Consider the following 24025-nt stretch of genomic DNA (forward strand, 5'->3'; position numbering starts at 1 on the left):
GCACATTCTGCACAAGTCCTCTCAAACGGTCGCATCTGCCCGTGAAGTGTTCGTGAGACGGTGGTTGTGAACGTCTGTGCGCAATGATAGGCAAGGATCGTTCCTAAGTTACGACAAACTACCCGAACTCCTGTGAGGGCCTCCATGGCGGAACAGCTGACCGATCTGACTGTCGGTCTGATCGGCGCGGGCAATATCGCGCACGTCCACGTCGCGGCGTGGAAAGCACTCGGCGCACGAGTGGTCGTGTACTCGGTCGAAGGCGCGGAGTCGCTGGCCGAGCAGTACGCGCTGGAGGTGGCGGCGTCGCTGGACGACCTGCTCGCCGAGGTCGAGTTCGTCGACATCGTCACGCCGTCGCCGACGCACAAGGAGCTGACGCTGGCGGCCATCGCAGCGGGCAAGGACGTGATCTGCGAGAAGCCGCTGACGCTCACCGCGGCCGACTCGCACGAGGTGATGGCAGCCGCCGACGCCGCCGGGGTGAAGGTCTACCCGGCGCACGTGGTGCGCTACTTCCCCGAGTACAAGGCCGCGTACGACGCGGTGCAGGGCGGGCGCATCGGCGCGGTCGCGGTGGCCCGCTTCTTCCGTCAGGCCTCGTCGCCGGCCGGTGCCGGCTGGTACCGCGATGTCGCCCGCTCCGGCGGCGTGATCATGGACCTGATGGTTCACGACCTCGACCAGGCGCAGTGGCTGTGCGGCAAGGTCACCAGCGTGTACGCCGTCCAGAACCCGCCGACTGTGGACGGCATCAGCCCGGTGAACGTCTCCGCGCACGTGACGCTGACCCACGAGTCCGGTGCGATCTCGCTGTGCCGAGCGACCTGGGGTGTGCCCGGGACCCCGTTCCGGACCGGCTTCCACGTCGCCGGTGCATCCGGCGTACTGAAGCACACGTCGGGTGTGGACACCGGATTCGTCGAGGAGCTGCAGAACGATGAGGACGCTGTCGATCTGTTGATCCCGGCGTCCGCACTGGGGGAGAGCCCTTATCTGACACAGCTGCGGGAGCTGGCGATAGCACTGCGGGGTGGGCCAGAGCCACGGGTGCTCGGTGCTGATGGGGTTGCAGCCGTCGACCTCGCTGAAGCCGCTCGGCTGTCCATGGAGTCCGGCAAGACCGTCGAGCTGAACGGGGCAGTGGCATGAAGGTTGCGATCGCTTCGTTCGCTCACACCCACGCTGGTTCGTACGCCTACCTGCTGGGCCAGATGCCCGACGCAGAGGTGCTGTCCGCCGACCCGGATGGCGCAGCGGCGCCGGACGCCGGTCCGCGCGGCGCTGAGCTCGCCGAGAAGCTCGGTGTGCCCTATGTGGACTCGTACGACGAGCTGTTCGCGTGGGGACCGGACGCTGTCGTGGTGACGTCCGAGAACGCCGGCCACCGCGCATTGGTCGAGCGGGCCGCAGCAGTCGGCGCACATGTGCTGTGCGAGAAGCCGTTGGCCACTGAGGTGGCAGATGGCCAAGCCATGCTGGATGCCTGCGCCGCAGCGGGTTCCATCCTGATGATCGCGTACCCGGTTCGCTTTGCGCCGTCGTACCTGCGGCTGCGTGCCATGGTCGAAGCAGGTCGGCTTGGCGACGTGTTCGCCGTACTGGGCACCAACAACGGCAAGATCCCGTACGACGCTCGTCAGTGGTTCACGGATGCGGCGCTGGCCGGCGGTGGTGCGCTGGTCGACCACACCGTGCACTGTGCGGACCTGATCGACGGTCTGACCGGTGGTGCGTCCGCTGCGCGCGTGTACGCCGCTGCGAACCATGTGCTGCACCAGGACAAGGGTGTGCAGGTCGAGACCGGCGGACTGGTCACCATCACCTACGACAACGGGCTGTTGGCAACTATCGACTGCTCGTGGAGCGTCCCGGACAACGGTCCGACCTGGGGTGGTGTCTCGCTGCAGGTCACCGGTACAAACGGCTCAGTGGAGATCGAGCCCTTCCTGCCACATGTTGGTGGGACGGACCCGGACGGTGAGGTCTTCCTGGCCTTCGGTGGCAATCTGGACGAGTCGCTGCTGGCGACATTCCTGAGTGCGGTCCGCGAGTCCGGCCCCCCGGTCCCCGGTCAGCAGCCGGCCGTCGTACCGCAGCCGGATGGTGCTGTGGGCCTGCGCACGCTGCAGATCGTGGACGCAGCCCGCCGCTCCGCCGCTTCCGGTCAGCCCGTGGACCTGTAGTACGGTTCCGGGTGATTGTGACCGGCCGGTAGGAGAAGGAGCGACGTAATGGGTGAGTTCGTCAACCTGACCGTGAGTGATGGTGTCGGCACGATCCGCTTGGATCGGCCGAAGATGAACGCCCTGAACGTCCAGGTGCAGGACGAGATCCGGGCCGCTGCCGACGAGGCGACGGCGAACGACGACGTCCGCGCGGTGATCGTGTACGGCGGCGAGCGGGTCTTCGCCGCCGGCGCGGACATCAAGGAGATGGCCGACATGTCGTACGCCGACATGGTCAAGCGCTCCGGTCCGCTGCAGGCCGCCCTGTCCGCCGTGGCCGCGATCCCGAAGCCGACGGTCGCGGCCGTCACCGGGTACGCACTCGGTGGCGGCTGCGAGCTCGCCCTGTGCACCGACTACCGGATCGCCGCCGAGGACGCGAAACTCGGCCAGCCGGAGATCCTGCTCGGCGTCATCCCCGGCGCGGGCGGTACCCAGCGGTTGTCGCGCCTGATCGGCCCGTCGAAGGCCAAGGACATCATCTACACCGGCCGTTTCGTCGACGCCGCCGAGGCGCTGCAGCTCGGCCTGGTGGACAAGGTCGTCCCGGCCGCCGAGGTGTACGACGCCGCGGTCGCCTGGGCGTCGCAGTTCGCCAAGGGAGCCGCGCTCGCGCTGCGCGCCGCCAAGGAGTCGATCGATGCCGGACTCGGCGTGGATCTGGCCACTGGGCTGGAGATCGAGCGCCAGCAGTTCGCCGCTCTCTTCGCCACCGAAGACCGCACTATCGGAATGAAGTCTTTCGTAGAAAATGGCCCTGGCAAGGCCGAGTTCAAAGGACAGTGATGACGACCTCCGCCGAGAAGCCCGCTGCGACCGCCGAGCAGGTTGAAGCCGCCTGGAACGACAACAAGCTGGCCCAGGTGCTCTACCACGACTGGGAAGCCTCGACGTACGACGAGAAGTGGTCGATCTCGTACGACGAGCGCTGCGTCGCCTACGCGCGCGACCGGTTCACCGACATCGCCGGTGACCAGGGCTGGCCGTACGGGAAGTCGCTCGAGATCGGCGCCGGTACCGGCTTCTTCACGCTGAACCTCAAGCTGGCCGGCGTGATGGACGAGGCGCATGTCACCGACCTCTCGCCGGGCATGGTCGAGGCGGCCAAGAAGAACGCCAAGACACTGGGCTTCGCTATCGACGGCCGGGTCGCCGACGCGGAGAAGCTCCCGTACGACGACGACAGCTTCGACCTCGTCATCGGTCACGCGGTCATCCACCACATCCCGGATGTCGAGCTCGCGTTCCGCGAAATGCTCCGCGTCCTCAAGCCGGGCGGCCGTTTCGTCATCTGCGGCGAACCCACCCGGTACGGCGACTTCATCGCCCGCCGCTTGTCCCGCCTGACCTGGTGGGCGACCACCAACGTCACCAAGCTGCCCGCACTCTCGGACTGGCGGCGTCCGCAGGAGGAGCTCGACGAGTCCTCTCGTGCTGCTGCGCTGGAAGCCGTTGTGGACCTGCACACCTTCGACCCCGACACGCTGGCCCGGACAGCAACACGTGCGGGTGCCGTCGAGGTGAAGACGGTGACTGAGGAGCTGACCGCCGCGTGGCTGGGCTGGCCGATCCGCACGTTCGAGGCCGCCGTACCGGAGCAGAAGCTCGGCTTCGGCTGGCGGATGTTCGCCTACAAGTCGTGGCTGCAGCTGTCCAAGGTGGACAAGGTTCTGTCCAACGTTGTCCCGGACGAGCTGTACTACAACGTCTCGATCACTGGAGTTGCGCAGTAGGGTAAGCAGATGCGGTTGCTGTCCGTGGCGAATCTGCGCTGGGTGCTGCGCCACCGGGCGTGGACGCCGTACTACCTCAAGCGATACTGGCGGTTCGCCTGGTTCAAGCTCCGGCACCGCCATGTCATCACCGAGGGTTTCGTCTTCCTGGGCAAGAAACTCGAGATCGAGACACGGCCCGGCCACGGCCGGATCATCCTCGGCAAATGGGTGCACCTCGGTGACGAGACCCGGTTGCGCGCGCACGAAGGCACGCTGCGGATCGGCGACAAGGTCGTGTTCGCCCGCGATGTCACGGTGAACTGCTACCTGGACATCGAGATCGGCGCGTCCACCCTGATCGCGGACTGGACCTACATCTGCGACTTCGACCACAAGACCGAGGACCTCGGGTTGCCGATCAAGGACCAGGGGCTGGTCAAGTCGCCGGTCCGGATCGGCCCGGACTGCTGGCTGGCCACCAAGGTCACGGTCACCCGCGGAACCGACATCGGTCGCGGCGTGGTGATCGGCGCGAACAGCGTTGCCCGTGGCAACATTCCTGCGTACGCCGTCGCCGCCGGGGTTCCGGCGGTCGTCGTCGCCGACCGCACCACCCGTTATGCCGCCGACGCGCCGCGCCGTGCCTACCTGGCCGAGCTCGCCGAGGTGAACGCAGCGACCGCCGCCCGGCTGCGCTCCGGCACGAAGGGTGCCGAGGGGTTCTCAAGTTACTCATCAGTCGGGCACTATGTCCCGCACGACCGGATGGTTGTCGGAGAGGAGACGCAGCGTGGCTGAGCACGCCAGGCCCGAGGGATCCGAGGCCGACCCGTTGCGCGCTACGTTGGATCCAGCGCTGCAAACGACTGACGACGTGACAACGACCGCCGCGCCGGCCCCGCTCGCCGGGGCCCGGCGCAGGTTGTCGCCGCGACCGGTCCCGGTCAGCCGCCGGAGGAAGGCGGCCGCACCGGTTCCGGGCGCAGGTGAGGAACCGAACCCGGCTGAGGAGATGGGTGACGTGGGCAACGACGACAAACCGAAGGCACCCGAGGACGCTCCCGTCGCGGCGGCGACCGCGACCAAGACGGCCAAGCCACGCACGGCGGCCGAGATCGTCGCCGAGCAGAAGGCCCGCGAGGAGGCCGCAGCTTCGGCCGCGTCCGGCTCGTCCGGCACCTCGAGCACCCCGGATGAGACCACGGTGACCAAGCCGGTCAGCCGAGTCACGACGGCGACGTCGTCCTCGGCGGCCAAGGCGCCGGCCAAGGGATCAGCCGCGGGCAAGCAGGCGCTGAGCTCGGTGGGCTCGGGTGTCCGGCAGCTGCGGAACCTGCTGGCTTCCGTGATCTGGCTGATCGCCGTGCTCGCCGCAGCCCTGCTGGCGCTGGGCGCGCTGTTCACCGCACTCGATCAGACCAACCAGAGCAACGAGATCGTGCGCTGGGTGCTGGAGCGCGGTCACGACTTGGTCGGCCCGTTCAAGGACCTGTTCCGGCTCGAGACCGCGAAGAACACCCTGCTGGTGAACTGGGGGATCGCCGCGCTCGTCTACCTGATCGCCGGCAAGATCCTCGAGCGCTTCATCCGTCCGTAGGCTTCACCGCAACGAGGATCAGGTCGAGCGACTCGTCCAGGTCGCCCGGCCTGATCTCAAAGTCTTTGTACGTCGTGCTGGTCACCAGTTCGCGCAGGTGATCCGGCCACTCGTCATGCGGGCCGGCCAGTTGAGCATCCACGCAGGAGCCGTGCTCTTCCTCCCAGGCCTGCAATCGCGAGCCGTGATGCAGACCGAGCGTGTGCGTGATCTCGAACTCCGGCTCGACGAGTTCGGTGAACTCATCCATCGTCAGTTCGCGCGTGTGGTACCAGTTCCCACTCGGGAAGGTCAGCCGGTTCGGAGTGCTCAGTACGGCGATCCCGCCCGGCGCGAGGATTCGCGCGCACTCGCTGACGAACCGCGGTTGCTCCCACAAATGCTCGATCGTCTGCAACGACGTCAGCAGTCCGAAACTCGCGTCCGCGAACGCGGTCTGCACGAGGTTCCCTCGAATCACGTGCACCTGCGGGTACACCCGCCGTACGTGCTGGAGGGTGTTGTCCTCGTAGTCCAGCCCGAACACGACTTCGGACCCGGCGGTCCGGAGCAGCTCCGCGCCGTACCCCTCGCCGCAGCCCGCCTCGAGCACCCGGCCGGCCGTCGGCAGCAGCTCGGCCACGATCCACCGGTACGCCGCTTCGTGCCGCGCGAACCAGTAGTTCTCGTGCCAGATCCCTGGCGCGGTTCGCTCACCGGTGAGGGTCAATATCTCGGTCACGCGGTCACCTTACGCACAGCGGCGGTGTTCGGGCCCGCCCAGCCCGAACACCGCCGTTGTTGGATCTATCCGTCAGGACCGCTTGTGCCGACCGGTCCCGTCGTCATCTAGACCCTCCACCTCGACCTGCTCCTTGCGGATGGTCTCGGTGACGTTCTCCTCGCCACGGACGGTCTCGGTCTCGAGGCCGACCCGCTCGACGGCAACGGTCTCCTTGCCGACGACCGGCCGCTCCTCGTGCAGTACGACCTCGCGATCGTCGTCGCCGAGCTCACCGGCCCGGCCCAGTTCGCCGTCCGCCACCGGTTCGCGGACCACGTGCACTTCCTCGTGGCTCACCGGCACCGTGACCTGCTGCTCCTCGGTCACGACGTGCTTGTGCAGACTGACCCGCCCGGTCTCGACGGTCTCGGTCCCGGCGCGCAGCCGCTCCTCGTGACGGACCATCGAGCCGTCGTGCTCAGCCATCCGCCCGTCCGGCGCCGTACCAGCGCTGGTCTGCGGTAGCTGCATGCCGTAGTAGCGGTACAGCTCGGAGGCTTCCTGCGCGCTCAGGTGACCGTTGCTGTCGATCCGCGGTGCGTCCTTGATCTTCGACTTGGACGTCGCGAGGTGCAGTCCGTCCTTCTCGACGTGAGCGCCGTCCAGCGGTACGAAGCTGTGCTTGGTCCCGAACATCCCCGTGTTCACCGTCACCCACTCCGGGCGTCCGCTGGTGTCGGAGGCATAGAGAGTGCCGACCGACCCGACCTTGTCCCCGGTCGCGTCGTACGCCGTCTCGCCCACGACCTGCTCGATTCCCTGCATGGTCATCGTTATCAACCCCGTGTCGTTGTTTGCGCGTAGCAACTAACGCCGGGTCCGGTGCCCGGGGTGTTCATCCGCAAACACGGGGTGACCAACGGCTCACTCCAGGTTGCCGGGAGAACGGGATAGCCTGAGCAGGCGCCGGCGGTGTGATGGGGCTCGCACGTGGCATATGTTTCTCGCGAGTAACATCCGTGGCAGGCTTGGAGAGACCGTTAACCAGAAGGGGTCCCACACGCTATGAAGATCGTCGTCTGCGCGAAGTTCGTGCCGGATGCCACGGCGGACCGCCGCTTCCGCCCGGAGGACAACACGGTGGACCGTGCCGGTGTGGACGGCTTGCTGTCCGAACTGGACGAGTACGCCGTCGAGACCGCGCTGACCGTGAAGGAGGCCGGGGACGCTGAGGTGACCATCCTCACTGTCGGCCCCGAGCAGGCTGCGGATGCGGTGAAGAAGGGCCTGCAGATGGGCGCGGACGGGGGTGTGCACGTGCTCGACGACGCCATCCACGGCTCCGACGCGGTCGCCACCTCGCTGGTGCTGTCGAGGGCGCTGACCAAGCTCGAGGCCGACCTGGTCGTGTTCGGGATGAGCTCGACCGACGGTGGCATGGGCGTCGTGCCCGCGATGGTGTCGGAGCGCCTCGGCCTGCCGGCCGTGACGCTGGGCTCCGAGGTCACCGTCGACGGCACGACCGTGCGGATCCGCCGGGACGGCGACACCGCGAGCGACACCGTCGAGGGCACGCTGCCGCTGGTGCTGAGCGTCTCCGACCAGGCCAACGAGCCGCGGTACCCGTCGTTCAAGGGCATCATGGCCGCGAAGAAGAAGCCGGTCGAGACCTGGTCGCTGGCCGACCTCGAGATCACCCCGGACCAGGTCGGTTCCTGGACCGAGGTCGTCGAGGTGACCGCGCGTCCGGCGCGTACCGCGGGCACGATCGTGACCGATGAGGACGGCTCCGGCGCGGGTCAGCTCGTCGAGTTCCTGTCCACCAACAAGTTCCTCTGAGGGGCGAGCAGTCTTATGTCGAACGTTCTGGTTCTCGTTGACCACACCGCGGGCGTCGTGCGCAAGACGACCGCCGAGCTCCTGACCATCGCCCGCCGCCTCGGCGAGCCCGTCGCGGTCTTCATCGGCGACAACGCTTCGGAGGCCCTGCCCGCCCTCGGTCAGTACGGCGCCACGAAGGTGATCGCGCTGACCAATCCGGAGCTCTCGCAGTACCTGGTGTCGCCGAAGGCGGAGGCACTGCAGCAGGTCGCGGCCAAGATCGAGCCGTCGGTGATCCTGATCTCGTCGAACGCCGAGGGCAAGGAGATCGCGGCCCGGCTCGCGGTCAAGCTCGAGTCCGGCCTGATCACCGACGCCGTCGACGTACAGGAAGGCCCGGTCACCACGCAGTCGGTGTTCGCGGGCAACTACACCGTCAAGTCGAAGATCACCAAGGGCACGGCCATCATCACGGTGAAGCCGAACGCCGCGACCCCCGAGGCCGCGGAGACCTCCCCGGAGGTCGAGGAGTTCGACGTGACGATCTCGGATGCCGCCAAGACGGCGCGCATCACCGAGTCGAAGCCGCGCGCTGCCACCGGTCGTCCGGAGCTCACCGAGGCGGCGATCATCGTCTCTGGTGGTCGCGGTACCGGCGGTGACTTCGGTCCGGTCGAGGCCTTCGCCGACTCCCTCGGTGCTGCGGTCGGTGCATCCCGCGCCGCGGTCGACTCCGGCTGGTACCCGCACGCCTACCAGGTCGGCCAGACCGGCAAGACCGTCTCCCCGCAGCTGTACGTCGCCGCCGGCATCTCCGGCGCGATCCAGCACCGGGCCGGTATGCAGACCTCGAAGACCATCGTCGCCATCAACAAGGACAACGAGGCGCCGATCTTCGAGCTGGTCGACTTCGGCGTCGTCGGCGACCTGCACAAGGTCCTCCCGGCCGCCACCGAAGAGGTCACCAAGCGCAAGTCCTGAGCAGCTCAGGTTTCAGTACGGCGTGGCTGACCGACCTGGTCAGCCACGCTTTGTATTCCTCGGCCGACCAGCCACGCGTCTCGGTCAACTGCCGGTAGTTGCTCACGTGGTTGAGCAGCCAGAGCTCATCCGTGGCTCGCTCGACCGCCAGTCCGTCCCGCAGATGACCGTCGTCGGCCAGCCGCTGCGCGAAGATCCGGGTGACCTGCCAGTGCTCCTCGAACATCCGGTCCCGTAGCTCGGCCAGCGTGTCGTCGACCAGCGCGCCTGCCTCGATGACCGCGACCAATCCGGCGATCCGCTGCCGGATCATCACGCCGTTGTCACTCGCGAACCGAATGCGCTCGACCGGGTCGGCGATCTCGTACTGCTTCAGGTGCCACTCCCGCTGGACAACGGGCACCTGATCGTCCACGCCGCCGGCCAGGGTGCGGTGCCAGACGTTCAGCAGTAGCTCGGTCTTCGTCTTGAAGGCCAGCTTGACCGTCGCCAGGGATACCCCGGCCTCATCCGCGACCGCGGGCAGCGTCGTCCGGACGAAGCCGCGGGTGGTGAACATCTGCTCGGCCGCGTCCAGTACGGCGGTCCGCGTCTCCTGCGCCCGGCGTTCCCGAACGGGCGAGGCGTACCGGCGAGGGTTGACATTGTCGGCCACCCCGCTACCGTAGTCCTCAATTGACTAGCCGCAAAGGCTAGCGAATTACGGAGTGCCAAATAATCAATACTGCGGGGGACGAGATGACGACACCTATGCAGGCGGCCTGGTGTGCCGAGATCGACTATCAACCACTGGCCCACCAGTCGATGCTGACGAGTGAGCTGCAAGTGCAGGCGACCGCGGTCCGGTGGGGTGACCGCGTGCTGGATATCGCCGCCGGGACCGGGAACACCGCCCTCGCTGCGGCTCGGCGCGGTGCCCGGGTGACGGCCTCGGACTTCAGTCCGGTCGGCCTGGAACGCGCCGTACGGCGTGCTGCGGCTGAGGGGCTGTCGATCGAGACAGAGTTCGCCGATGCGCAGCAGTTGCCGTTCGAGGATGCGACCTTCGATGTCGTGCTGTCGACGTTCGGGGTGATGTATGCACCGGACCAGCAGCGGGCTGCCGACGAGTTGCTGCGGGTGTGTAAGCCCGGTGCGCGGATCGGCTTGGTGAGCTGGTGCTTGACCGGGCTGATGGCAGACCTGCAGTCCGCGCTGGCCGACGTACTGCCGCCACCACCGCCGGGTGCGCAGTCACCGCATCTGTGGGGGACAGAGCAGCACTACAAGGAGCTGTTCGGCGACCGCATCGCAGTGACCAGTAGCGACGTACTGGTGCAGGAGACGTTCGCGAGGTCTGCACGGGACCAGGTGGCGACCATGCTGACGCATCTGCCGCCGTGGCGGATGTTGTACGAGCAGCTCGACGCCACAGCGCAGTCCGCCTTTGTAGCGGCGGCTGAAGGTGCGTACGAGCGTGCCAACCGGGCGACCGACGGGACCCTGCTGGCCGGCGCACAGTACCTCCAGATCGTTGCCACCGCTCAGTAACCCGTACCGCCTGCCGGTGGTGCTGCTGGTGTGTGAAGATCGGCAGGTGGCTGACGAGGAACGGTTCTGGTACGACGACGGGCTGGATCCCGAGGACTTGGCGTTCCACCGGTTGCACGGTCCGTGGAAGCGGTCGACGCCGGCTGATGCGCTGGCAATGCTGAGCCGGTACGACGGGGACTGGTGGGTGGCCGGGGGATGGGCCATCGACGCGTTCACCGGAGTGCACCGGGAGCACGAGGATGTCGACGTGTCGTTGTGGCGGCGTGACATCGAGAAGCTCCGGCTGCACCTGCGTGGTTCGTACGACCTGTGGTCGAACGCCGGTGGGCGGTTCCAGCCGCTCACCGACGAGCGGCCCGAGCAGCCGGAGGATGCGGACCAGATCTGGTTGCGCAAGCATGCGCTGTCGCCGTGGGAGTTCGACGTGGTGGTGAACCCGGATCGCGACGGGCGCTGGGTGTTCCGGCGCGATCCGATGCTCGACTTCGCTCTCGACGACATCACCTGGCGGGCGCCCGACGGTGTGCGGTACCTCAACCCGGAGATGGCCCTGGCCTACAAGGCGAAGCAGGCCCGGCCGAAGGACGAGTTGGACCTCAACGCCGCCCTCCCACTGCTGTCCAACGACCAGCGGGTCTGGCTGGCCGACATGATCGACCACCTGCACCCCGGCCACCCCTGGCCGGCGCGAATCCGTTAGGAGGCTGACCGGACAGCTGCTTGCAGTTCGACCACGACCTGCTCGGGGTCTTCTGTGTTGACGCGGATGTCGCGATAGACGCCGTACGACTCGAGGCCCTGTTCGTCCAGTGCGACGTCCAGCGTCCGCCAGGTGTCGGCGACGCCCTCTGCCGGGCCTCTGTAGGTCACCGACGCACCCTGTGGCACGGCTGGGATGTCGGTCAGGTCCAGGCCGGTCGCCTTGTTCTCAGCCGCGCCGACCGCGATGCCGACCGACACCTCGATCTTGCTGCCGTCCGGGCGGCCGTAGTACGTGTGCACGCGTTGGCCGGACAGTTGCAGTGCGTCCAGCTTTTCGCTCAGTGCCATCACAGCGCCGCCGATCTCGGACTCGTCGTTCACCTCGGCCTGCAGGTGCAGTAGGCGGATGGCGGGCAACGGGCCGAGCTTGAGGGTGCGGTTGGTCATGGTCAGTCCTCTTTCGATCGATCGGAGCCGCCGCTCGACCTCCGTCAGCCGGTCCGCGTCCGCAGTCATCCGCTGCTCGAGCTGTGCACGCCGTAGGCGCAGCATTCCGCGCAGCTCCTCGACAGGGAGCTGTTCGTCGAGGATTGCGCCGCACTGCTCCAGCGTGAACCCCAGCTCTTTCAACGCGACCAGACTGTCGACACGCCAGATCTGTGACAGCGCGTAGAACCGGTGCCCGGTGTGCGGGTCGACGCGCTCGGGCACAACCAGCCCTAGTGCGTCGTAGTGCCGCAGCATCCGCACCGAGATGCGGGTGTGGCGGGCGAGGTCTCCGATACTCAACATGGTGCGTCCAGCGAACCGCCTGACACGGTGTCAGCTGCAAGCACTCTCAGCTGAAGCATTGCCGCGAACCGTGCGTCCGGGTCGCTCAGATCGAGCTGGCCGACCTCAGCGAGCCGCCGTAGCCGGTACCGGAAGGTGTTCGGGTGCACGTAGGCCGCAGCCGCGGCAGTGGTCACGTCGCCGAAGGCATCCAGCCAAGCCCGCAGCGTCTCGACCAGTGCGGCGCTGTGCTCTCGGTCGTAGGCCACCAGCCTCGCGATCGGTCCGGTCAGCTGCTCACCGCGCGCCTCGACGAGGTCGCGCAGTTCCAGCAGCAGGGCCTCAACTTGTACGTCGGCCAGGCGGGCTACGCGCTGTGCGCGCCGACTGGTCCGCAGGACTCGCAGCGCGCGATCTGCGCTGGCCCGTGCCTGTGGCAACCGCACTGCCGTGCCGACTCCGATGACGGCTCCGGACCGCTCGCCGACCCGGTCCAAGAAGTCCTGAGCGACCCGCGCAGCGCGCTCCTCGCTGTCGGCCGGCACGAGTCCGTAGGCCACGTCACTCACCAGTGCCGCCGCCGACCGCGGAAAGACCGCACCGAGGTGCATCGCGAACGCATCGGCCATTCGCTGCCGCTCTGACGACTCCGGTACGGCGAGTGCCAGTACGACGAGTGTCCGGTCGGCGAGCCCGAGTCGGTCGAGCGACTCCCGGGAACCGTCGAGCGCCGTACTGACCAGGTCGGCGCGTAGCCGGCGTTCGACATCCGCACCGGCGCGGATGCGAAGCATGTGCAGGGCAACGACTTTGGCGGCATCGCGTAGCGCCTCAGAACGCTCAGCACTCAACGGCTCATGGACAGCGACCCAGATGGACCCCAGTACCTCGTCGCCGGCTCGCACTGCGACGGCCACGCGTGGCATCGCGCTCTCGGGCTCAGCGACCGGAATCGGGGCCACATAGACCAGCTGGTCGGATCGGTAGAGCTCTCGGAAGACGCCGCGCTCTGATAGCTGCCGGGAGTAGCGTTCGGGGACCTGTCGGCCGAGGACGGTCTCGACGCGTGCGGTGTCGGCCTCGTCCTGACGTCCGGAGAAGGCGAGCACTCGGGAGCTGCGGTCCTCGATGGTGACCGGTGCGTCGAGTAGTGCGGCGGTGGCATTCGCTAGGGCGAACAGGTCGCCTGCGGGCAGGCCGCCGAGAGTCTCGGCTTCCGCAACGCCTACGTCCAGGACTGAGCGCAGCAGGATGCCGAGCTGGTCCCAGGTGGCGCCTCTGGTCAGTGCGAGGACGGCCACGCCCGTTTCGTCGGCAGTCTGCTCGTCCACGGTGACCGGACTCCGCAGTACCAGCCCAGCCGCCTGCTGGCGGCCAAGGTCGCGCAGTACTTGAGTGATCTCCTCGGAGTCGTGCAGACCGACCCCGAGGACGAGCGCGTGCTGGGGGAGGACCGGGTCGTCCAGCGGGTCGTGGATGACGACGCCGCCGATAGGCGTGTCCGGGTCGCCGGCTACGAGCTCGAGCAGGGTCGCGCCCAGATCATCGAGTACACGGCCGAGGCTGGCCCGGGGTCGTTGGGTCACTCAGCCATTGTGCATCCGGACAGCTTTCGGACCGTCCTTTGTTGATTCCTACAGGGGCAGCCATTCGGTGGAGGTGGTGAACGCGGCCAGCTCCTCATGCAGTGGCTCGACGCCGATGCCAGGGCCGGTCGGTACGGCGAGGTGACCATCCGCCAGCGTGAACGGCGCGGTGATGTCGGTCTGGTAGTACCGCGAGGACCCCGAGGTGTCACCGGGCAGCGTGAAGCCGGGCAGGGCGGCCAGGGCCACGTTCGCGGCGCGGCCGATCCCGGTTTCGAGCATGCCGCCGCACCAGACCGGGATGCCGTTCGCGACGCAGACGTCGTGGATGCGCCGGGATTCCAGGTAGCCGCCGACGCGGCCGGGCTTGACGTTGACGATCGAGCACGCGCCCAGCGAGATGGCCGCAGCGGCCGCGCGGGCCGACGTGATCGACTCGTCCAGGCAGATCGGTGTCTTGACCTGCCGGGCCAGCTCCGCGTGGCCGAGGATGTCCTCCTCGTCGAGCGGCTGCTCGATCAGCAGCAGGTCGAACGCGTCGAGCTGGGCCAGGTGCCGGGCATCCGAGACGCCGTACGCCGTGTTGGCATCGACCTGCAGCAAGATGTCGCCGAACCGCTCCCGCACCGCGGCGACTGGCTTGATGTCCCAGCCGGGCTCGATCTTCAACTTGATTCGGAGGTATCCCTCATCGAGATAGCCGTCAACGGCAGTCAACAGTTGATCAATGGAGTCCATGATGCCGACGGACACTCCACAGGGGACACGGTCGTGGACAGCGCCCAGTTCACGAGCCAGCGACCGGTCCTCGGTCCGCAGTTCGGCATCCAGTACGGCGGTCTCCAGCGCGGCCTTCGCCATCCGATGCCCGTGGAACTTCGCCAGCGCCGGCGCCACCTGGGTGGCTTCGGAGACGTTCGCCATCGCGGGCACGAAGTATCTGCGCAGTACGTCGATCGCGCCGTCGACGTACTCCTCGGAGTACAGCGGTGCGGCCATGGCGACGCACTCGCCCCAGCCCTCGGCCTCGGTGCCGACCGCCCGGACCAGCAACGCGTCCCGCGTGACCTCGGTCCCGAACGAGGTCCGGAACGGCGACACCAGCGGTAGCGACACCCGTCGCAGTTCGACTCCGGTCAGCTTCATGCCACTCCCTCTCGTTCGACTACGTACCATCCGGTCCGATCGAAGCCCGTGACCCGCGCACCGTCCGCCAGCAAGCCACCGAGCACCTCACGCACCGCCAGCCGCCACTCCTGAGCCACAGTGAAGTCCGTTGCACGCAAGCTCTCCACATCACCCGGTACGGCGACTGCCACCGGGCCGGTGATCGGCAACTCAGTGCGGATCGGTCGACCGTCGCTGCCGCGATCCAGGGCGATGGCTGTCGCCGATGCCTCGACACCGCCGACCGGCTCGTCGATCTGCCAGCGCACCAGCAGCCGATCGCTCTCGTCGTTGCCGTTGATCTCGTCGCGCATCTGACCGTAGAAGTTGGTCAGGTACTGCTTCGGTCGCGCACCGAGCTTGACGAAGTTGAAGTACGCGTTGCGACGGATCAGCGGATCGAAGGTCCACTCGATCGCAGTGAGACCACGCTGCAGCGCCCAGTCCCGCTGGTGCAGCTTCAGGGCGAACCCGACGTTTCGGCTGCGGGCCTGACGGGACACACCGGCCACGTGACTGTGCAGAGTCCGCTCCGACGGCGCACCGAAGAATCCGACACACGCGCCGACCAGTTCGATGCCGTCGTACGCGCCGCTCACGTAGCTGCCCGAGTGGGACATCGCGCGCAACAGTTCGGTGGTCACGGGCGGATTGTTCGGGTCCGGTCGCCAGATGGCGTCGAACAGTTGGTAGACCGCTTCGAGGTCGGCCAGTTCGGTCAGTTCGCGCACCTGGACAGCTGTGGAGGTCTCAGTCATAGCAACTCGGAGATGAGTCTGGTGAGAAGTCGGGTGCGGGGTTCGATCTCTTCGACGATGACGTGTTCGTCGTCGGCGTGTGCGCCGCCGCCAACCGCGCCCAGGCCGTCGAGAGTCGGCGTACCGATGCCTGCGGTGAAGTTGCCGTCGGACGCACCGCCGACGGAGACCTGGCGCAGTGGCGGCTGACCGAGCTCTGCTGCGAGTCGAGAGGCGTGCTCGTAGAGGTCTTCGGCCATCTTGCGTTCGAACGGCGGCCGGTTCGGTCCGCCGATCAGCTCCAGCCTTGCTTCCGGCAGCACGGGCTGGAGTGCTCGCATCGCTTCGTCCACTCGGAGTTGCTCTGCGACAGTCCGGGCGCGGACGTCGACCAGGAAGCTCGCCGCGGCCGGGACGGTGTTGCGGACCGTGCCAGAGACCAGCTTGGTCGGTGTGACCGTAGTACCCGCCGCTGGGTTGCCCAGTTCGTTGACTGCGAGGATCTGATGCGCGGCCTCGACACTGGCGTTCACACCGAGCTCTGGCTCCAGTCCGGCATGGGAGGCGCGACCGATGATCCGGAGTTCGTAGTTGGAGACGCCCTTGCGTTCCAGCTTGAGTGCGCCGTCCGCCGACGCTTCCAGCACCAGTGCGGCCACACAGCCGGCCGCCTCGGCTTCGATCAGCGCCCGGGACGACGGTGAGCCCAGCTCCTCATCACCGGTCACCAGCAGCGTGACACCGCTCGGGTCAGGGAGTGCGGCAATGGCGTGGAACGCCATCACCACACCGGTCTTCATGTCGAAGGACCCCGGTCCGCGCATGACGCCGTTCTCGATCTGGAACGGGTGGGTCGCCAGCGAGCCCAAGGGCCAGACCGTGTCGTGGTGGCCGACGACGAGCACCTGGTTCGGCCCGTCGCCGAACTTCCAGCGCAGGTGCGTCCAGCCGTCGATGACGACGTACTCCGGTGCTTTGCCGAGGCGCTCGGTCCCCAGCTGGGCAACGACGTCCGCACTGGCCGCAACTGCGGTCTTGTCGGCCGACGGTGACTCGCAGGTCACCAGGGTCTCGATATCCGCGAGCAGATCCATCAGTCCACCTTCGGTGTCGCGCGTAAGCCGAGGTGCAGGTACTTCTCACCGGTCGGCAGCGAATAGAACGTCACAGGAGTCCAAGCCAACACACCGTCCGGCTGGAACGCGAACAGGTCGCCACTGTCGTCGACCGCGACCAAAGTGCGCTCCTGCACCACCTCGGGCACCAGCGCTGCCAGCGGTCCGGTGACTGTGGTGCGCAGTACCGCTTCACCATCGCGGACCAGCACCTCCTGCATCGAACCACCGCGCTCGTAGCGTCCGGTGTGCCGTTCCACGGTGGCCGTAGGCGGCGTGGCCGGTGGCACCAGGGGAGTTGGCATCGTGACCTCGGCCAGCTCCTCGAAGATCTCGCGGAACAGCTCGTCGTACAGATCGCCGGCGCCGCCGCCGTTCGTCAGCAGCGTGACGGCCAGTCCTTCGGTGGGCAGGATCCGCAGGAACGCCGCCTGTCCGATGGTGCCGCCGTCGTGGCCGATCAGCCGTCGGCCGTCCCACTCGAACCGCATCCAGCCGAGTCCCCAGGAGTCAGCCAGCGTGTGCTTGTCCGGCAGGTCGGCGTGCTGCGCGGCCATCTCGGTGACGCTCGCCTCGGAGAGCAGCCGCTTGCCGCTCGGATCAAGGCCGGCATCCAGATGCAGTCGAGCAAAAGCTAGTACGTCGGCGACGGTCGACGTGATGAGCCCAGCCGGCCCGACGGACCGCGGGAAGCCCCAGACCGGTGCCAGCTGGGTGCCGGTGTCGGGCGTAGTGACGTGCCCGACCGCGGCCCGATGCATCAGGGCCTCTTCGGGCAGTGTGACCGTGTGCTCCAGCTCGAGCGGTTCGATGATGCGCTCTCGCAGCACCTGGTCCCAGGTCTTGCCGGTGAGCTTCTCGATCACCCGTCCGGTCAGTGAGAAGCCGGAGTTGCAGTAGGACCAGGTCGCACCGAGCGGATGGTTCTGGCTGACGTTCGCCAGCACCTCGACGTACTTCTCCAGGCAGTCGTCACCACGGCCGGTGTCCTCGAACACATCACCGTCGATACCACTCGTGTGCGTGAGCAGGTGCCGCATGGTGATCTGCTTGGCGACATCCGGATTGCTCAACTGCAGCTCGGGCAGTACGGCGACCACGGGCGCGTCCAGGTCGAGTAGACCCTCCTCGACGAGCTGCATCACCAGAGTGGTCGTCCAGACCTTCGTGATCGACCCGATCTGGAACAGCGAGTCCGTAGTGACCTCGACACCGGTCTGCTGGTTCAGTACGCCGGTCGCGGCTTGCACCAGCTCGTCTGCACGCAGGATTCCGAGCGTTGCGCCCACGACGCCGTGCTTGGCGGCCAGTGTGGTCAGTCTGCGTTGCCAGTGCGCCGCATCGATCCGCGGACGACGCGGTCCGGTCGCACTACCGGCGTACTGCTCGACCCACTCGAGCGTCCGGCGATTGAAGTCGAGGCGGTGCGATGGCTTGCCCTGCACGATGAAGAGGTGGTCTGCGTCTGGGTAGAGGACCAGCTGGGCGGGCACACCGCGTTCCCGCAGTGCGGTGTGCCATTGCTGCGCCTGCCCGAGCGGACAGCGGCGGTCAGCGTCACCATGGATGATCAGCGTCGGCGTCTGTACCTGATCGATCTGGGTCATCGGTGACATCGCGGCCAGGTCGCCACCAGACAGCTCGAAGGCGGTCAGGTAGTGCCCGAGATCCGACGTGCCCGTCATGCTGGTCAGGTCGCTGATCACTCCGCCGGTGACGGCCGCCGCGAACCTGTTGTCCCGACTCGTCAGATAGCACGTCATGAAACCGCCGTAGCTGTAGCCGGCGACTGCGAGCCGATCGGGGTCTGCGATGCCTTCGGCAACTAGTTCGTCGATCGGCTCCAAGAAGTCCTTGCCGTCGGACGTCCCCCAACCGTCGACCACACCGGTGAAGAACTCCTCGCCGTACCCGTCACTGCCGCGAGGGTTCACCAGCAGCACACTCCAGCCGCGGCAGACCAGCTCCTGGTGATAGGCGTGGATCTCGTCGGCTCCAGCGCTCCAGGCGCCGTGCGGACCACCATGGATGTCCAGCAGCAGCGGCTGGGCTCCGGTCGCGTCCGGGTCGCGGATCAGCCAGGCCGCGACCACGGTCCCGTCCGAGATGGTGAACTCGCGCTCGACTCGGCGGAAGGGCTCGACGTCCTTGAGCTTCTCGCCGTACGACGTCCGTGTGGTGCTCGCACCGGATTCCAGGTCGGCGGTGACAACTTCGCCGTACGACGTCTCGGTGGTGAGCGTGGTCGTGACGACACCGCCCACCACGCTGATACCGGAGACGTTCTGACCCGCCTCGCCCAGTACTCGCCTCGGAACGCCACCAGCCACCGGTACGGCGTACAGGTGGGTGCAGCCGCGGTCGCGCGCACAGAACAGGACGGTGTTGCCCTCGTCGATCAGAACCGGGTGACCGCCTGGGTAGGCCGGTTCACCGACCATCACGTTGCGGTCGAAGGACTCCGCCAGCTCAGTGACCGTGCCGGACGCCAGCTCCAGTCGCAGCAGGCGGCTGTGGCCCACTGGTCCGTGCAAGTTGCCGACCAGCAGCAGAGACTCGCCATCGGCCGTCCAGCCGGACGCTGCGACCTGTCCGTCGGCCAGACCGACCAGGCGTGGCGTGGCCTTTGCATCGGTCGCATCCAGCACGTACGCCGGTGCTTTCGCGGTGAGGTCCGCATCTGTCGCAGTAGCTGCGCCGAACGCCAGCTTCGTCCCATCAGGTGACCAGGCCGGGGCGCCCGCGTTCCAGTCACCCTCGGTGGCTTGCCGGATCTGCTTCGACGAGACCTCTAGCAGGTGGATGTGCCGGCGGACTGTCCGCAGCCAGTCGGCGCCATCGGACTGGTAGTCCAACCGATCCGTGACGATCGGTGCGTCCTGGCCGCCGCCCTCGACCGGCGCGATGTCGACCGGTGCGCTGAAGGCGATCCGCGTGCCGTCCGGACTCCACTTAGGTGCACCAGCGCCCAGTGGGAGCGTCGTGAGCTGCTCCGGCTCACCACCGTCAGTGGGGAGCACCCACAGTTGCGGCGGGCCGTCCTTGGCTCGCAGGAACGCGAGCTTGGTGCCGTCCGGTGACCAGACCGGCGATCTGTCGCCGTCGGACCGGGTCAGCTGCCGTGGCTCGCCACCTGCCGCCGGGACTCGCCAGAGGTTCCGCAGGTCGCGGTCGGCCTTCAGATCGGTGGTCCGCAGGACGTACGCGATCTGGCTGCCGTCAGGTGACAGCGTGGGCTGCTCCGGAACGGCGAGCTCGGCCAGGTCATCGATGCGCAGACGTCGGGTCACGAAGTCCTCCTCGGTGGCAGCAGCTGCTGAGGCGATGCTAGGTGGCGGTACCCAGGGATGCACTTGTCGGATTCGACAAGTGATCGGGCGCAATTCGTCTGGGCAGACCAAGTGCCCGGCGTGTCCGGAATCCCGGCGGCGGATCGGGAACATCCCGGCAGGACTTACCCTTGAGGGTGTTATGACTTCTTTGCGCCCTCGTGCGGTCTACCTCGATCACGCTGCGACGACTCCGATGCTGCCCGCAGCCATCGAGGCGATGGCGGCGCACCTGGGGCGCACCGGGAACGCATCCTCGCTGCACGGTGCCGGACGGGCCGCTCGCCGGACCGTCGAGGAGTCGCGCGAGACGATCGCCGCCGCGCTGGGAGCGCAGCCGAGCGAGGTGGTCTTCACCTCCGGCGGTACCGAGGCGGACAACCTGGCCCTGAAGGGGCTGTGGTGGGCACGCCTGGCCGAGGACCCGCGCCGCCGCCGGATCCTGCTGAGCGGGATCGAGCACCACGCCGTACTGGACCCGGCGGTCTGGCTCGCCGAGCACGAAGGCGCACAGCTCGAGTGGCTGCCGGTCGACGACCTGGGCCGCGTCCGGCCGGACGACGTACGGCGAGCGATCGAGTCGGCACCGGAGACGGTGTCCTTCGTCACGGTGATGATGGCCAACAACGAGGTCGGCACGGTCCAGCCGGTCCGGGAGGTGGCTGCGCTGGCCGCCGAGTGGGGGATCCCCGTGCACACCGACGCCGTCCAGGCGATCGGGCAGGTGCCGGTGGACTTCGCTGCGCTGGGTGTCGACGCGCTGACCGTCTCCGCGCACAAGCTGGGCGGCCCGTACGGCGTGGGCGCGCTGGTGGTGCACAAGGAGACCAAGCTGACCCCGGTGCAGCACGGTGGCGGCCAGGAGCGCGACGTACGCTCCGGGACGCTGGATGCGCCGGCTATCGCCGGATTCGCGGTCGCAGTGGAGCACTCGATCAAGGAGCAGCCGCTGGAGGCCGCCCGGCTGACCGGACTGCGGGACACACTGATCAAGGGTGTCCTGGAGACTGTCGACGGCGCGCAACTGTCGGGTGACCCGGCCGGTCGCTTGCCGGGTAACGCACACTTGTCGTTCAGCGGCTGTGAGGGCGACTCGCTCTTGCTGCTGCTCGACGCCCGCGGGATCGAGGTCTCGACCGGTTCCGCCTGCAACGCCGGAGTCGCCGAGCCGAGCCACGTGCTGCTGGCCATGGGGTACGACGACCAGCGCGCACGCGGGTCGCTGCGCTTCACCTTGGGACACACGTCGAGTCAGGCCGACATCGACGCCGTACTGGAGAACATCGGACCGGTCGTGGAGCGGGCACAGTCCGCCGGTCTGCAGAACGTGGGAAGGAACACCTGATGCGGGTACTCGCAGCCATGTCCGGCGGAGTGGACTCCGCCGTCGCGGCGGCGCGGATGGCCGAAGCCGGGCACGACGTCGTCGGAGTGCACCTGGCGCTGAGCCGCAACCCGCAGTCGTACCGGACCGGTGCGCGTGGGTGCTGCACCATCGAGGACTCCCGGGACGCACGCCGTGCCGCGGACGTGATCGGCATCCCCTTCTACGTCTGGGACCTGGCCGAGCGGTTCCACGCCGATGTGGTCGAGGACTTCGTCGCCGAGTACGCCGCGGGCCGCACACCGAACCCCTGTCTGCGCTGCAACGAGAAGGTCAAGTTCAGCGCGGTTCTCGAGCGCGCGCTCGCACTGGACTTCGACGCGGTGGTGACCGGTCACTACGCGCGCATCGTCGACACTCCGGACGGTCGTGAGCTGCACCGCGCGGTGGACCCGGCCAAGGACCAGTCCTACGTGCTGGGCGTGCTCACGCAGCAGCAGCTGGCCCATGCGTTCTTCCCGCTCGGTGACACGGTCAAGACCGAGATCCGCGAGGAGGCCGCGCGCCGCGGGCTGTCGGTGGCGGACAAGCCGGACAGCCACGACATCTGCTTCATTGCCGACGGCAACACTGCCGGCTTCCTCAGCAAGCACCTGGGGGAGTCGCCCGGTGACATCGTCGACGCGCAGGGCAACAAGCTCGGCGACCACAGCGGTACCCACGGCTTCACCGTCGGCCAGCGCAAGGGCCTGCGGATCGGTACGCCGGCCGCGGACGGCAAGCCGCGGTTCGTCCTGGACATCAGCCCGGTCGACCGCACGGTGACGGTCGGATCGCGCGAAGAGCTCGCTGTGACTGGGCTGACTGCCTCGAAGCCGCGCTGGTGCGGTCCGATGCCGACGTCCGAGCTGCAGGTGACCGCCCAGCTGCGTGCGCACGGCGAGGAGATCGCAGTGACCGCACGCCTCGAGGGCGACCAGGTCCTGGTCGACTTCACCGAGCCGGCCTCCGCAGTAGCCCCCGGACAGGCCGTGGTCCTGTACGACGGCACCCGCGTCATCGGGTCTGCCACCATCGACGCGGTCACTCGCGTAGCTGCGCAGCACGCGTGACGACGACTGGCCTGGGCTCTCTGCCGGGCGAGGACATGCGCGAGTGGACCAAGGTCCTGCTCGAAGCGGTCGACATCCCGTTCCTGGCTGAGCTCCCGGCACGCCCGTACGGCGACATGCTGAGCAGGGCGATCGCCTTGGTGACCGAACTGGCCGCGGACCTGCAGCCAGCCGGGTGGCGGCTGACTGGGGGCGGTGACGCCACCGCGAGTCTGGACCAGCGCAGGGCGCGTGCACTGCTGCGGGAAGACCTGGACGTGCTGGAGGAGTACGCCGACGGCTATGTGGGTCCGCTGAAGGTGCAGGTCACCGGTCCGTGGACTCTGGCCGCGACTGTCGAGCGCCCGCGCGGTGACAAGGTGCTGGCGGACCACGGTGCACGCCGTGACCTCGCTCAGGCGCTGGCGTACGGCGTTGAGCAGCACCTGGCCGAGATTCGCAAACGCGTGCCCGGGGCGGACGTCGTACTGCAGGTGGACGAGCCCGCACTGCCCGCCGTACTGGCTGGAGCTATCCCGACCGCATCTGGTTGGAGCAAGCATCGGTCTGTCGACGGGCCGGGTGCGGTGGAGCTGCTGAGCCAGTTCACCGGCTTTGGACCCACCGTGGTGCACTGCTGCGCAGCCCGGCCGCCGATCGAGGTGTTCACCAAGTCCGGTGCCTCCGGGATCGCTGTGGACATCTCGTTGCTCAACGAGCCCGGCTGGGACCAACTCGCCATCGCGTCCGAAGCCGGCGCCACCATCTACGCCGGCCTGGTACCCACCACCGGTGCGTTGCCGAACCAGGAGCAGGCCGCAGCCCCGCTGATCCGTCGCTGGCGCGAGCTAGGCCTCGACCCCGAACTCATGAAGCAGGTGGTCATCACCCCCGCCTGCGGCCTCGCCGCGTCACCCTCACCCCGCGACGCCCGAGCCCGCCTGGACCTCCTCCGCAAAATCGTCGACGTAGTAGGCGAAGCCGCCGACGCCTGACATCCCGGCTGGTCCTCCCCATTTGATGGGCTGACCCCAAGGCCGGTTAGTTAAGGCGGCTCGGGCGACCCAACTCCCCAAACCGGTTCGGGCGGGACCACCACCACGCTTTCCCCAGGACCGGGGAGCCCTACCCGCCGATTCGGTGGGGTAGCGCTCCCCAGCCGCGCCGTACAGCACCGCTCCTGACACCACCCCGAACCGGCTAACCAACCGGCCTTGGGGCTGACCCACGTGAGTGCGGGTGGGCTAACCGCTTGCAGCTGGCTCTCCCATCCTCCAACGGACAGGACGGATACGCCCGCCAGCGTGCCACCCGCCGCCCACCGAGCGTGGATCCGCCGCGTACTGGGCGTGGATCCGGCCCAGTACGCCCATACGTCCTGTCGGCGCGCAGACAGCCAACCACCCGCCCGAGACGCCCACCCGCCCGCCCGAAACGCCCACCCGCCACCCTCCCCACCCCCAAAGGTGGGTCGCCTTCTCTTTGTGCACGAGGTCCAACTTTGTGCACCCACCAACCATTTTCGTGGGCTCGAAGTGGTTGGTGGGTTCCCAAAGATGAGTGGGGTGCACAAAGAGCAGCGGGCGTGTTGGGGAGCGGAGGGCTGCTCTTTGGGGGCGAGGTGG

General features: G+C 67.7%; 22 protein-coding genes. 13 read left to right on the plus strand and 9 right to left on the minus strand.

From position 1 onward, the window contains the following. The first annotated feature begins 144 nt into the window (after positions 1-144). The 6 genes from ABD231_RS22175 to ABD231_RS22200 are packed head-to-tail and all read left to right on the plus strand — an operon-like array spanning position 145 to position 5540. Positions 145-1152, plus strand: a complete 1008-nt coding sequence (locus ABD231_RS22175) for a Gfo/Idh/MocA family protein (RefSeq protein ID WP_344155076.1) — start codon at positions 145-147, stop codon at positions 1150-1152. Further along, positions 1149-2186 (plus strand): Gfo/Idh/MocA family protein, encoded by a 1038-nt coding sequence (locus tag ABD231_RS22180; protein ID WP_344155078.1) that lies wholly within the window; start codon positions 1149-1151, stop codon positions 2184-2186. The genes ABD231_RS22175 and ABD231_RS22180 overlap by 4 nt, the downstream gene beginning before the upstream one ends. 48 nt (positions 2187-2234) lie before the next feature. Next, complete coding sequence (locus ABD231_RS22185) at positions 2235-3014, plus strand: enoyl-CoA hydratase/isomerase family protein (protein ID WP_344155080.1); 780 nt, start codon at positions 2235-2237, stop codon at positions 3012-3014. Beyond that, positions 3014-3961 carry a class I SAM-dependent methyltransferase gene (locus tag ABD231_RS22190; RefSeq protein ID WP_344155082.1) on the plus strand — a complete coding sequence of 316 codons (948 nt, stop codon included), beginning with the start codon at positions 3014-3016 and terminating at the stop codon, positions 3959-3961. Before ABD231_RS22185 ends, ABD231_RS22190 begins: the two co-directional genes overlap by 1 nt. A gap of 9 nt (positions 3962-3970) precedes the next feature. Further along, the gene (locus ABD231_RS22195) at positions 3971-4741 is read left to right on the plus strand and encodes an acyltransferase (protein WP_344155084.1); all 771 of its coding nucleotides are present in this window, start codon (positions 3971-3973) and stop codon (positions 4739-4741) included. Further along, positions 4734-5540 carry a hypothetical protein gene (locus ABD231_RS22200; RefSeq protein ID WP_344155086.1) on the plus strand — a complete coding sequence of 269 codons (807 nt, stop codon included), beginning with the start codon at positions 4734-4736 and terminating at the stop codon, positions 5538-5540. Before ABD231_RS22195 ends, ABD231_RS22200 begins: the two co-directional genes overlap by 8 nt. On the opposite strand, the gene ABD231_RS22205 is transcribed toward ABD231_RS22200, so the two are convergent. Together ABD231_RS22205 and ABD231_RS22210 are read right to left on the minus strand one after the other, a co-directional pair. Continuing rightward, positions 5527-6261 carry a class I SAM-dependent methyltransferase gene (locus ABD231_RS22205; RefSeq protein WP_344155088.1) on the minus strand — a complete coding sequence of 245 codons (735 nt, stop codon included), beginning with the start codon at positions 6259-6261 and terminating at the stop codon, positions 5527-5529. The genes ABD231_RS22200 and ABD231_RS22205 overlap by 14 nt on opposite strands. A gap of 72 nt (positions 6262-6333) precedes the next feature. Continuing rightward, the gene (locus tag ABD231_RS22210) at positions 6334-7074 is read right to left on the minus strand and encodes a DUF2382 domain-containing protein (RefSeq protein WP_344155090.1); all 741 of its coding nucleotides are present in this window, start codon (positions 7072-7074) and stop codon (positions 6334-6336) included. A gap of 234 nt (positions 7075-7308) precedes the next feature. On the opposite strand from ABD231_RS22210, the gene ABD231_RS22215 reads away from it, so the two are divergent. Beyond that, positions 7309-8082 carry an electron transfer flavoprotein subunit beta/FixA family protein gene (locus tag ABD231_RS22215; RefSeq protein WP_344155092.1) on the plus strand — a complete coding sequence of 258 codons (774 nt, stop codon included), beginning with the start codon at positions 7309-7311 and terminating at the stop codon, positions 8080-8082. Between the two features lie 15 nt (positions 8083-8097). Next, positions 8098-9045, plus strand: coding sequence for an electron transfer flavoprotein subunit alpha/FixB family protein (locus tag ABD231_RS22220; RefSeq protein ID WP_344155095.1), 948 nt, complete (start codon positions 8098-8100; stop codon positions 9043-9045). Here ABD231_RS22220 and ABD231_RS22225 read toward each other — a convergent pair. After that, entirely contained in the window at positions 9026-9700 is a 675-nt protein-coding gene (locus ABD231_RS22225; RefSeq protein ID WP_344155098.1) for a TetR/AcrR family transcriptional regulator, read from the minus strand. The two genes, ABD231_RS22220 and ABD231_RS22225, sit on opposite strands and share 20 nt — an antisense overlap. Before the next feature lie 83 nt (positions 9701-9783). Here ABD231_RS22225 and ABD231_RS22230 point away from each other — a divergent pair, with 83 nt between their 5' ends. Both ABD231_RS22230 and ABD231_RS22235 read left to right on the plus strand, forming a co-directional pair. Beyond that, positions 9784-10575, plus strand: coding sequence for a class I SAM-dependent methyltransferase (locus ABD231_RS22230; RefSeq protein ID WP_344155101.1), 792 nt, complete (start codon positions 9784-9786; stop codon positions 10573-10575). Positions 10576-10621: 46 nt separating this feature from the next. Then, positions 10622-11278: a nucleotidyltransferase domain-containing protein gene (locus ABD231_RS22235; RefSeq protein WP_344155104.1), complete on the plus strand. Its 657-nt coding sequence runs from the start codon at positions 10622-10624 to the stop codon at positions 11276-11278. Here the strand turns inward: ABD231_RS22235 and ABD231_RS22240 are convergent. Genes ABD231_RS22240 through ABD231_RS22265 form a run of 6 tightly spaced genes read right to left on the minus strand, consistent with a single transcriptional unit; the run spans position 11275 to position 19946 of the window. Further along, entirely contained in the window at positions 11275-12072 is a 798-nt protein-coding gene (locus ABD231_RS22240; protein ID WP_344155107.1) for a MerR family transcriptional regulator, read from the minus strand. The genes ABD231_RS22235 and ABD231_RS22240 overlap by 4 nt on opposite strands. Next, on the minus strand, positions 12066-13637 hold the full coding sequence (locus tag ABD231_RS22245) for a PucR family transcriptional regulator (protein ID WP_344155110.1): 1572 nt from the start codon (positions 13635-13637) through the stop codon (positions 12066-12068). The genes ABD231_RS22240 and ABD231_RS22245 overlap by 7 nt, the downstream gene beginning before the upstream one ends. A 48-nt stretch (positions 13638-13685) precedes the next feature. Next, positions 13686-14783 (minus strand): o-succinylbenzoate synthase, encoded by a 1098-nt coding sequence (gene menC, locus ABD231_RS22250; protein WP_344155113.1) that lies wholly within the window; start codon positions 14781-14783, stop codon positions 13686-13688. Then, positions 14780-15562, minus strand: coding sequence for a GNAT family N-acetyltransferase (locus ABD231_RS22255; RefSeq protein ID WP_344155116.1), 783 nt, complete (start codon positions 15560-15562; stop codon positions 14780-14782). The genes menC and ABD231_RS22255 overlap by 4 nt, the downstream gene beginning before the upstream one ends. After that, positions 15559-16635, minus strand: a complete 1077-nt coding sequence (locus tag ABD231_RS22260; protein WP_344155119.1) for a M20 family metallopeptidase — start codon at positions 16633-16635, stop codon at positions 15559-15561. The genes ABD231_RS22255 and ABD231_RS22260 overlap by 4 nt, the downstream gene beginning before the upstream one ends. After that, positions 16635-19946, minus strand: coding sequence for a serine hydrolase (locus ABD231_RS22265; RefSeq protein WP_344155122.1), 3312 nt, complete (start codon positions 19944-19946; stop codon positions 16635-16637). Before ABD231_RS22265 ends, ABD231_RS22260 begins: the two co-directional genes overlap by 1 nt. Before the next feature lie 181 nt (positions 19947-20127). On the opposite strand from ABD231_RS22265, the gene ABD231_RS22270 reads away from it, so the two are divergent. Genes ABD231_RS22270 through ABD231_RS22280 form a run of 3 tightly spaced genes read left to right on the plus strand, consistent with a single transcriptional unit; the run spans position 20128 to position 23395 of the window. Next, positions 20128-21330, plus strand: a complete 1203-nt coding sequence (locus ABD231_RS22270; RefSeq protein WP_344155125.1) for a cysteine desulfurase family protein — start codon at positions 20128-20130, stop codon at positions 21328-21330. Next, complete coding sequence (gene mnmA / locus ABD231_RS22275) at positions 21330-22421, plus strand: tRNA 2-thiouridine(34) synthase MnmA (protein ID WP_344155128.1); 1092 nt, start codon at positions 21330-21332, stop codon at positions 22419-22421. The genes ABD231_RS22270 and mnmA overlap by 1 nt, the downstream gene beginning before the upstream one ends. Continuing rightward, on the plus strand, positions 22418-23395 hold the full coding sequence (locus ABD231_RS22280) for a uroporphyrinogen decarboxylase/cobalamine-independent methonine synthase family protein (protein WP_344155131.1): 978 nt from the start codon (positions 22418-22420) through the stop codon (positions 23393-23395). Before mnmA ends, ABD231_RS22280 begins: the two co-directional genes overlap by 4 nt. Positions 23396-24025 lie beyond the last annotated feature (630 nt).

Origin of the sequence: Kribbella yunnanensis (assembly GCF_039529655.1) — a bacterium.
Classification (GTDB): Bacteria; Actinomycetota; Actinomycetes; order Propionibacteriales; family Kribbellaceae; genus Kribbella; species Kribbella yunnanensis.

What these genes read in the sequence shown, in the direction of transcription:
- ABD231_RS22175 (WP_344155076.1), top strand. Translation starts at nt 145, where the DNA reads ATGGCGGAACAGCTGACCGATCTGACTGTCGGTCTGATCGGCGCGGGC.
- ABD231_RS22180 (WP_344155078.1), top strand. Translation starts at nt 1,149, where the DNA reads ATGAAGGTTGCGATCGCTTCGTTCGCTCACACCCACGCTGGTTCGTAC.
- ABD231_RS22185 (WP_344155080.1), top strand. Translation starts at nt 2,235, where the DNA reads ATGGGTGAGTTCGTCAACCTGACCGTGAGTGATGGTGTCGGCACGATC.
- ABD231_RS22190 (WP_344155082.1), top strand. Translation starts at nt 3,014, where the DNA reads ATGACGACCTCCGCCGAGAAGCCCGCTGCGACCGCCGAGCAGGTTGAA.
- ABD231_RS22195 (WP_344155084.1), top strand. Translation starts at nt 3,971, where the DNA reads ATGCGGTTGCTGTCCGTGGCGAATCTGCGCTGGGTGCTGCGCCACCGG.
- ABD231_RS22210 (WP_344155090.1), bottom strand. Translation starts at nt 7,074, where the DNA reads ATGACCATGCAGGGAATCGAGCAGGTCGTGGGCGAGACGGCGTACGAC.
- ABD231_RS22215 (WP_344155092.1), top strand. Translation starts at nt 7,309, where the DNA reads ATGAAGATCGTCGTCTGCGCGAAGTTCGTGCCGGATGCCACGGCGGAC.
- ABD231_RS22220 (WP_344155095.1), top strand. Translation starts at nt 8,098, where the DNA reads ATGTCGAACGTTCTGGTTCTCGTTGACCACACCGCGGGCGTCGTGCGC.
- ABD231_RS22230 (WP_344155101.1), top strand. Translation starts at nt 9,784, where the DNA reads ATGACGACACCTATGCAGGCGGCCTGGTGTGCCGAGATCGACTATCAA.
- ABD231_RS22240 (WP_344155107.1), bottom strand. Translation starts at nt 12,072, where the DNA reads ATGTTGAGTATCGGAGACCTCGCCCGCCACACCCGCATCTCGGTGCGG.
- menC (WP_344155113.1), bottom strand. Translation starts at nt 14,783, where the DNA reads ATGAAGCTGACCGGAGTCGAACTGCGACGGGTGTCGCTACCGCTGGTG.
- ABD231_RS22255 (WP_344155116.1), bottom strand. Translation starts at nt 15,562, where the DNA reads ATGACTGAGACCTCCACAGCTGTCCAGGTGCGCGAACTGACCGAACTG.
- ABD231_RS22260 (WP_344155119.1), bottom strand. Translation starts at nt 16,635, where the DNA reads ATGGATCTGCTCGCGGATATCGAGACCCTGGTGACCTGCGAGTCACCG.
- ABD231_RS22270 (WP_344155125.1), top strand. Translation starts at nt 20,128, where the DNA reads ATGACTTCTTTGCGCCCTCGTGCGGTCTACCTCGATCACGCTGCGACG.
- mnmA (WP_344155128.1), top strand. Translation starts at nt 21,330, where the DNA reads ATGCGGGTACTCGCAGCCATGTCCGGCGGAGTGGACTCCGCCGTCGCG.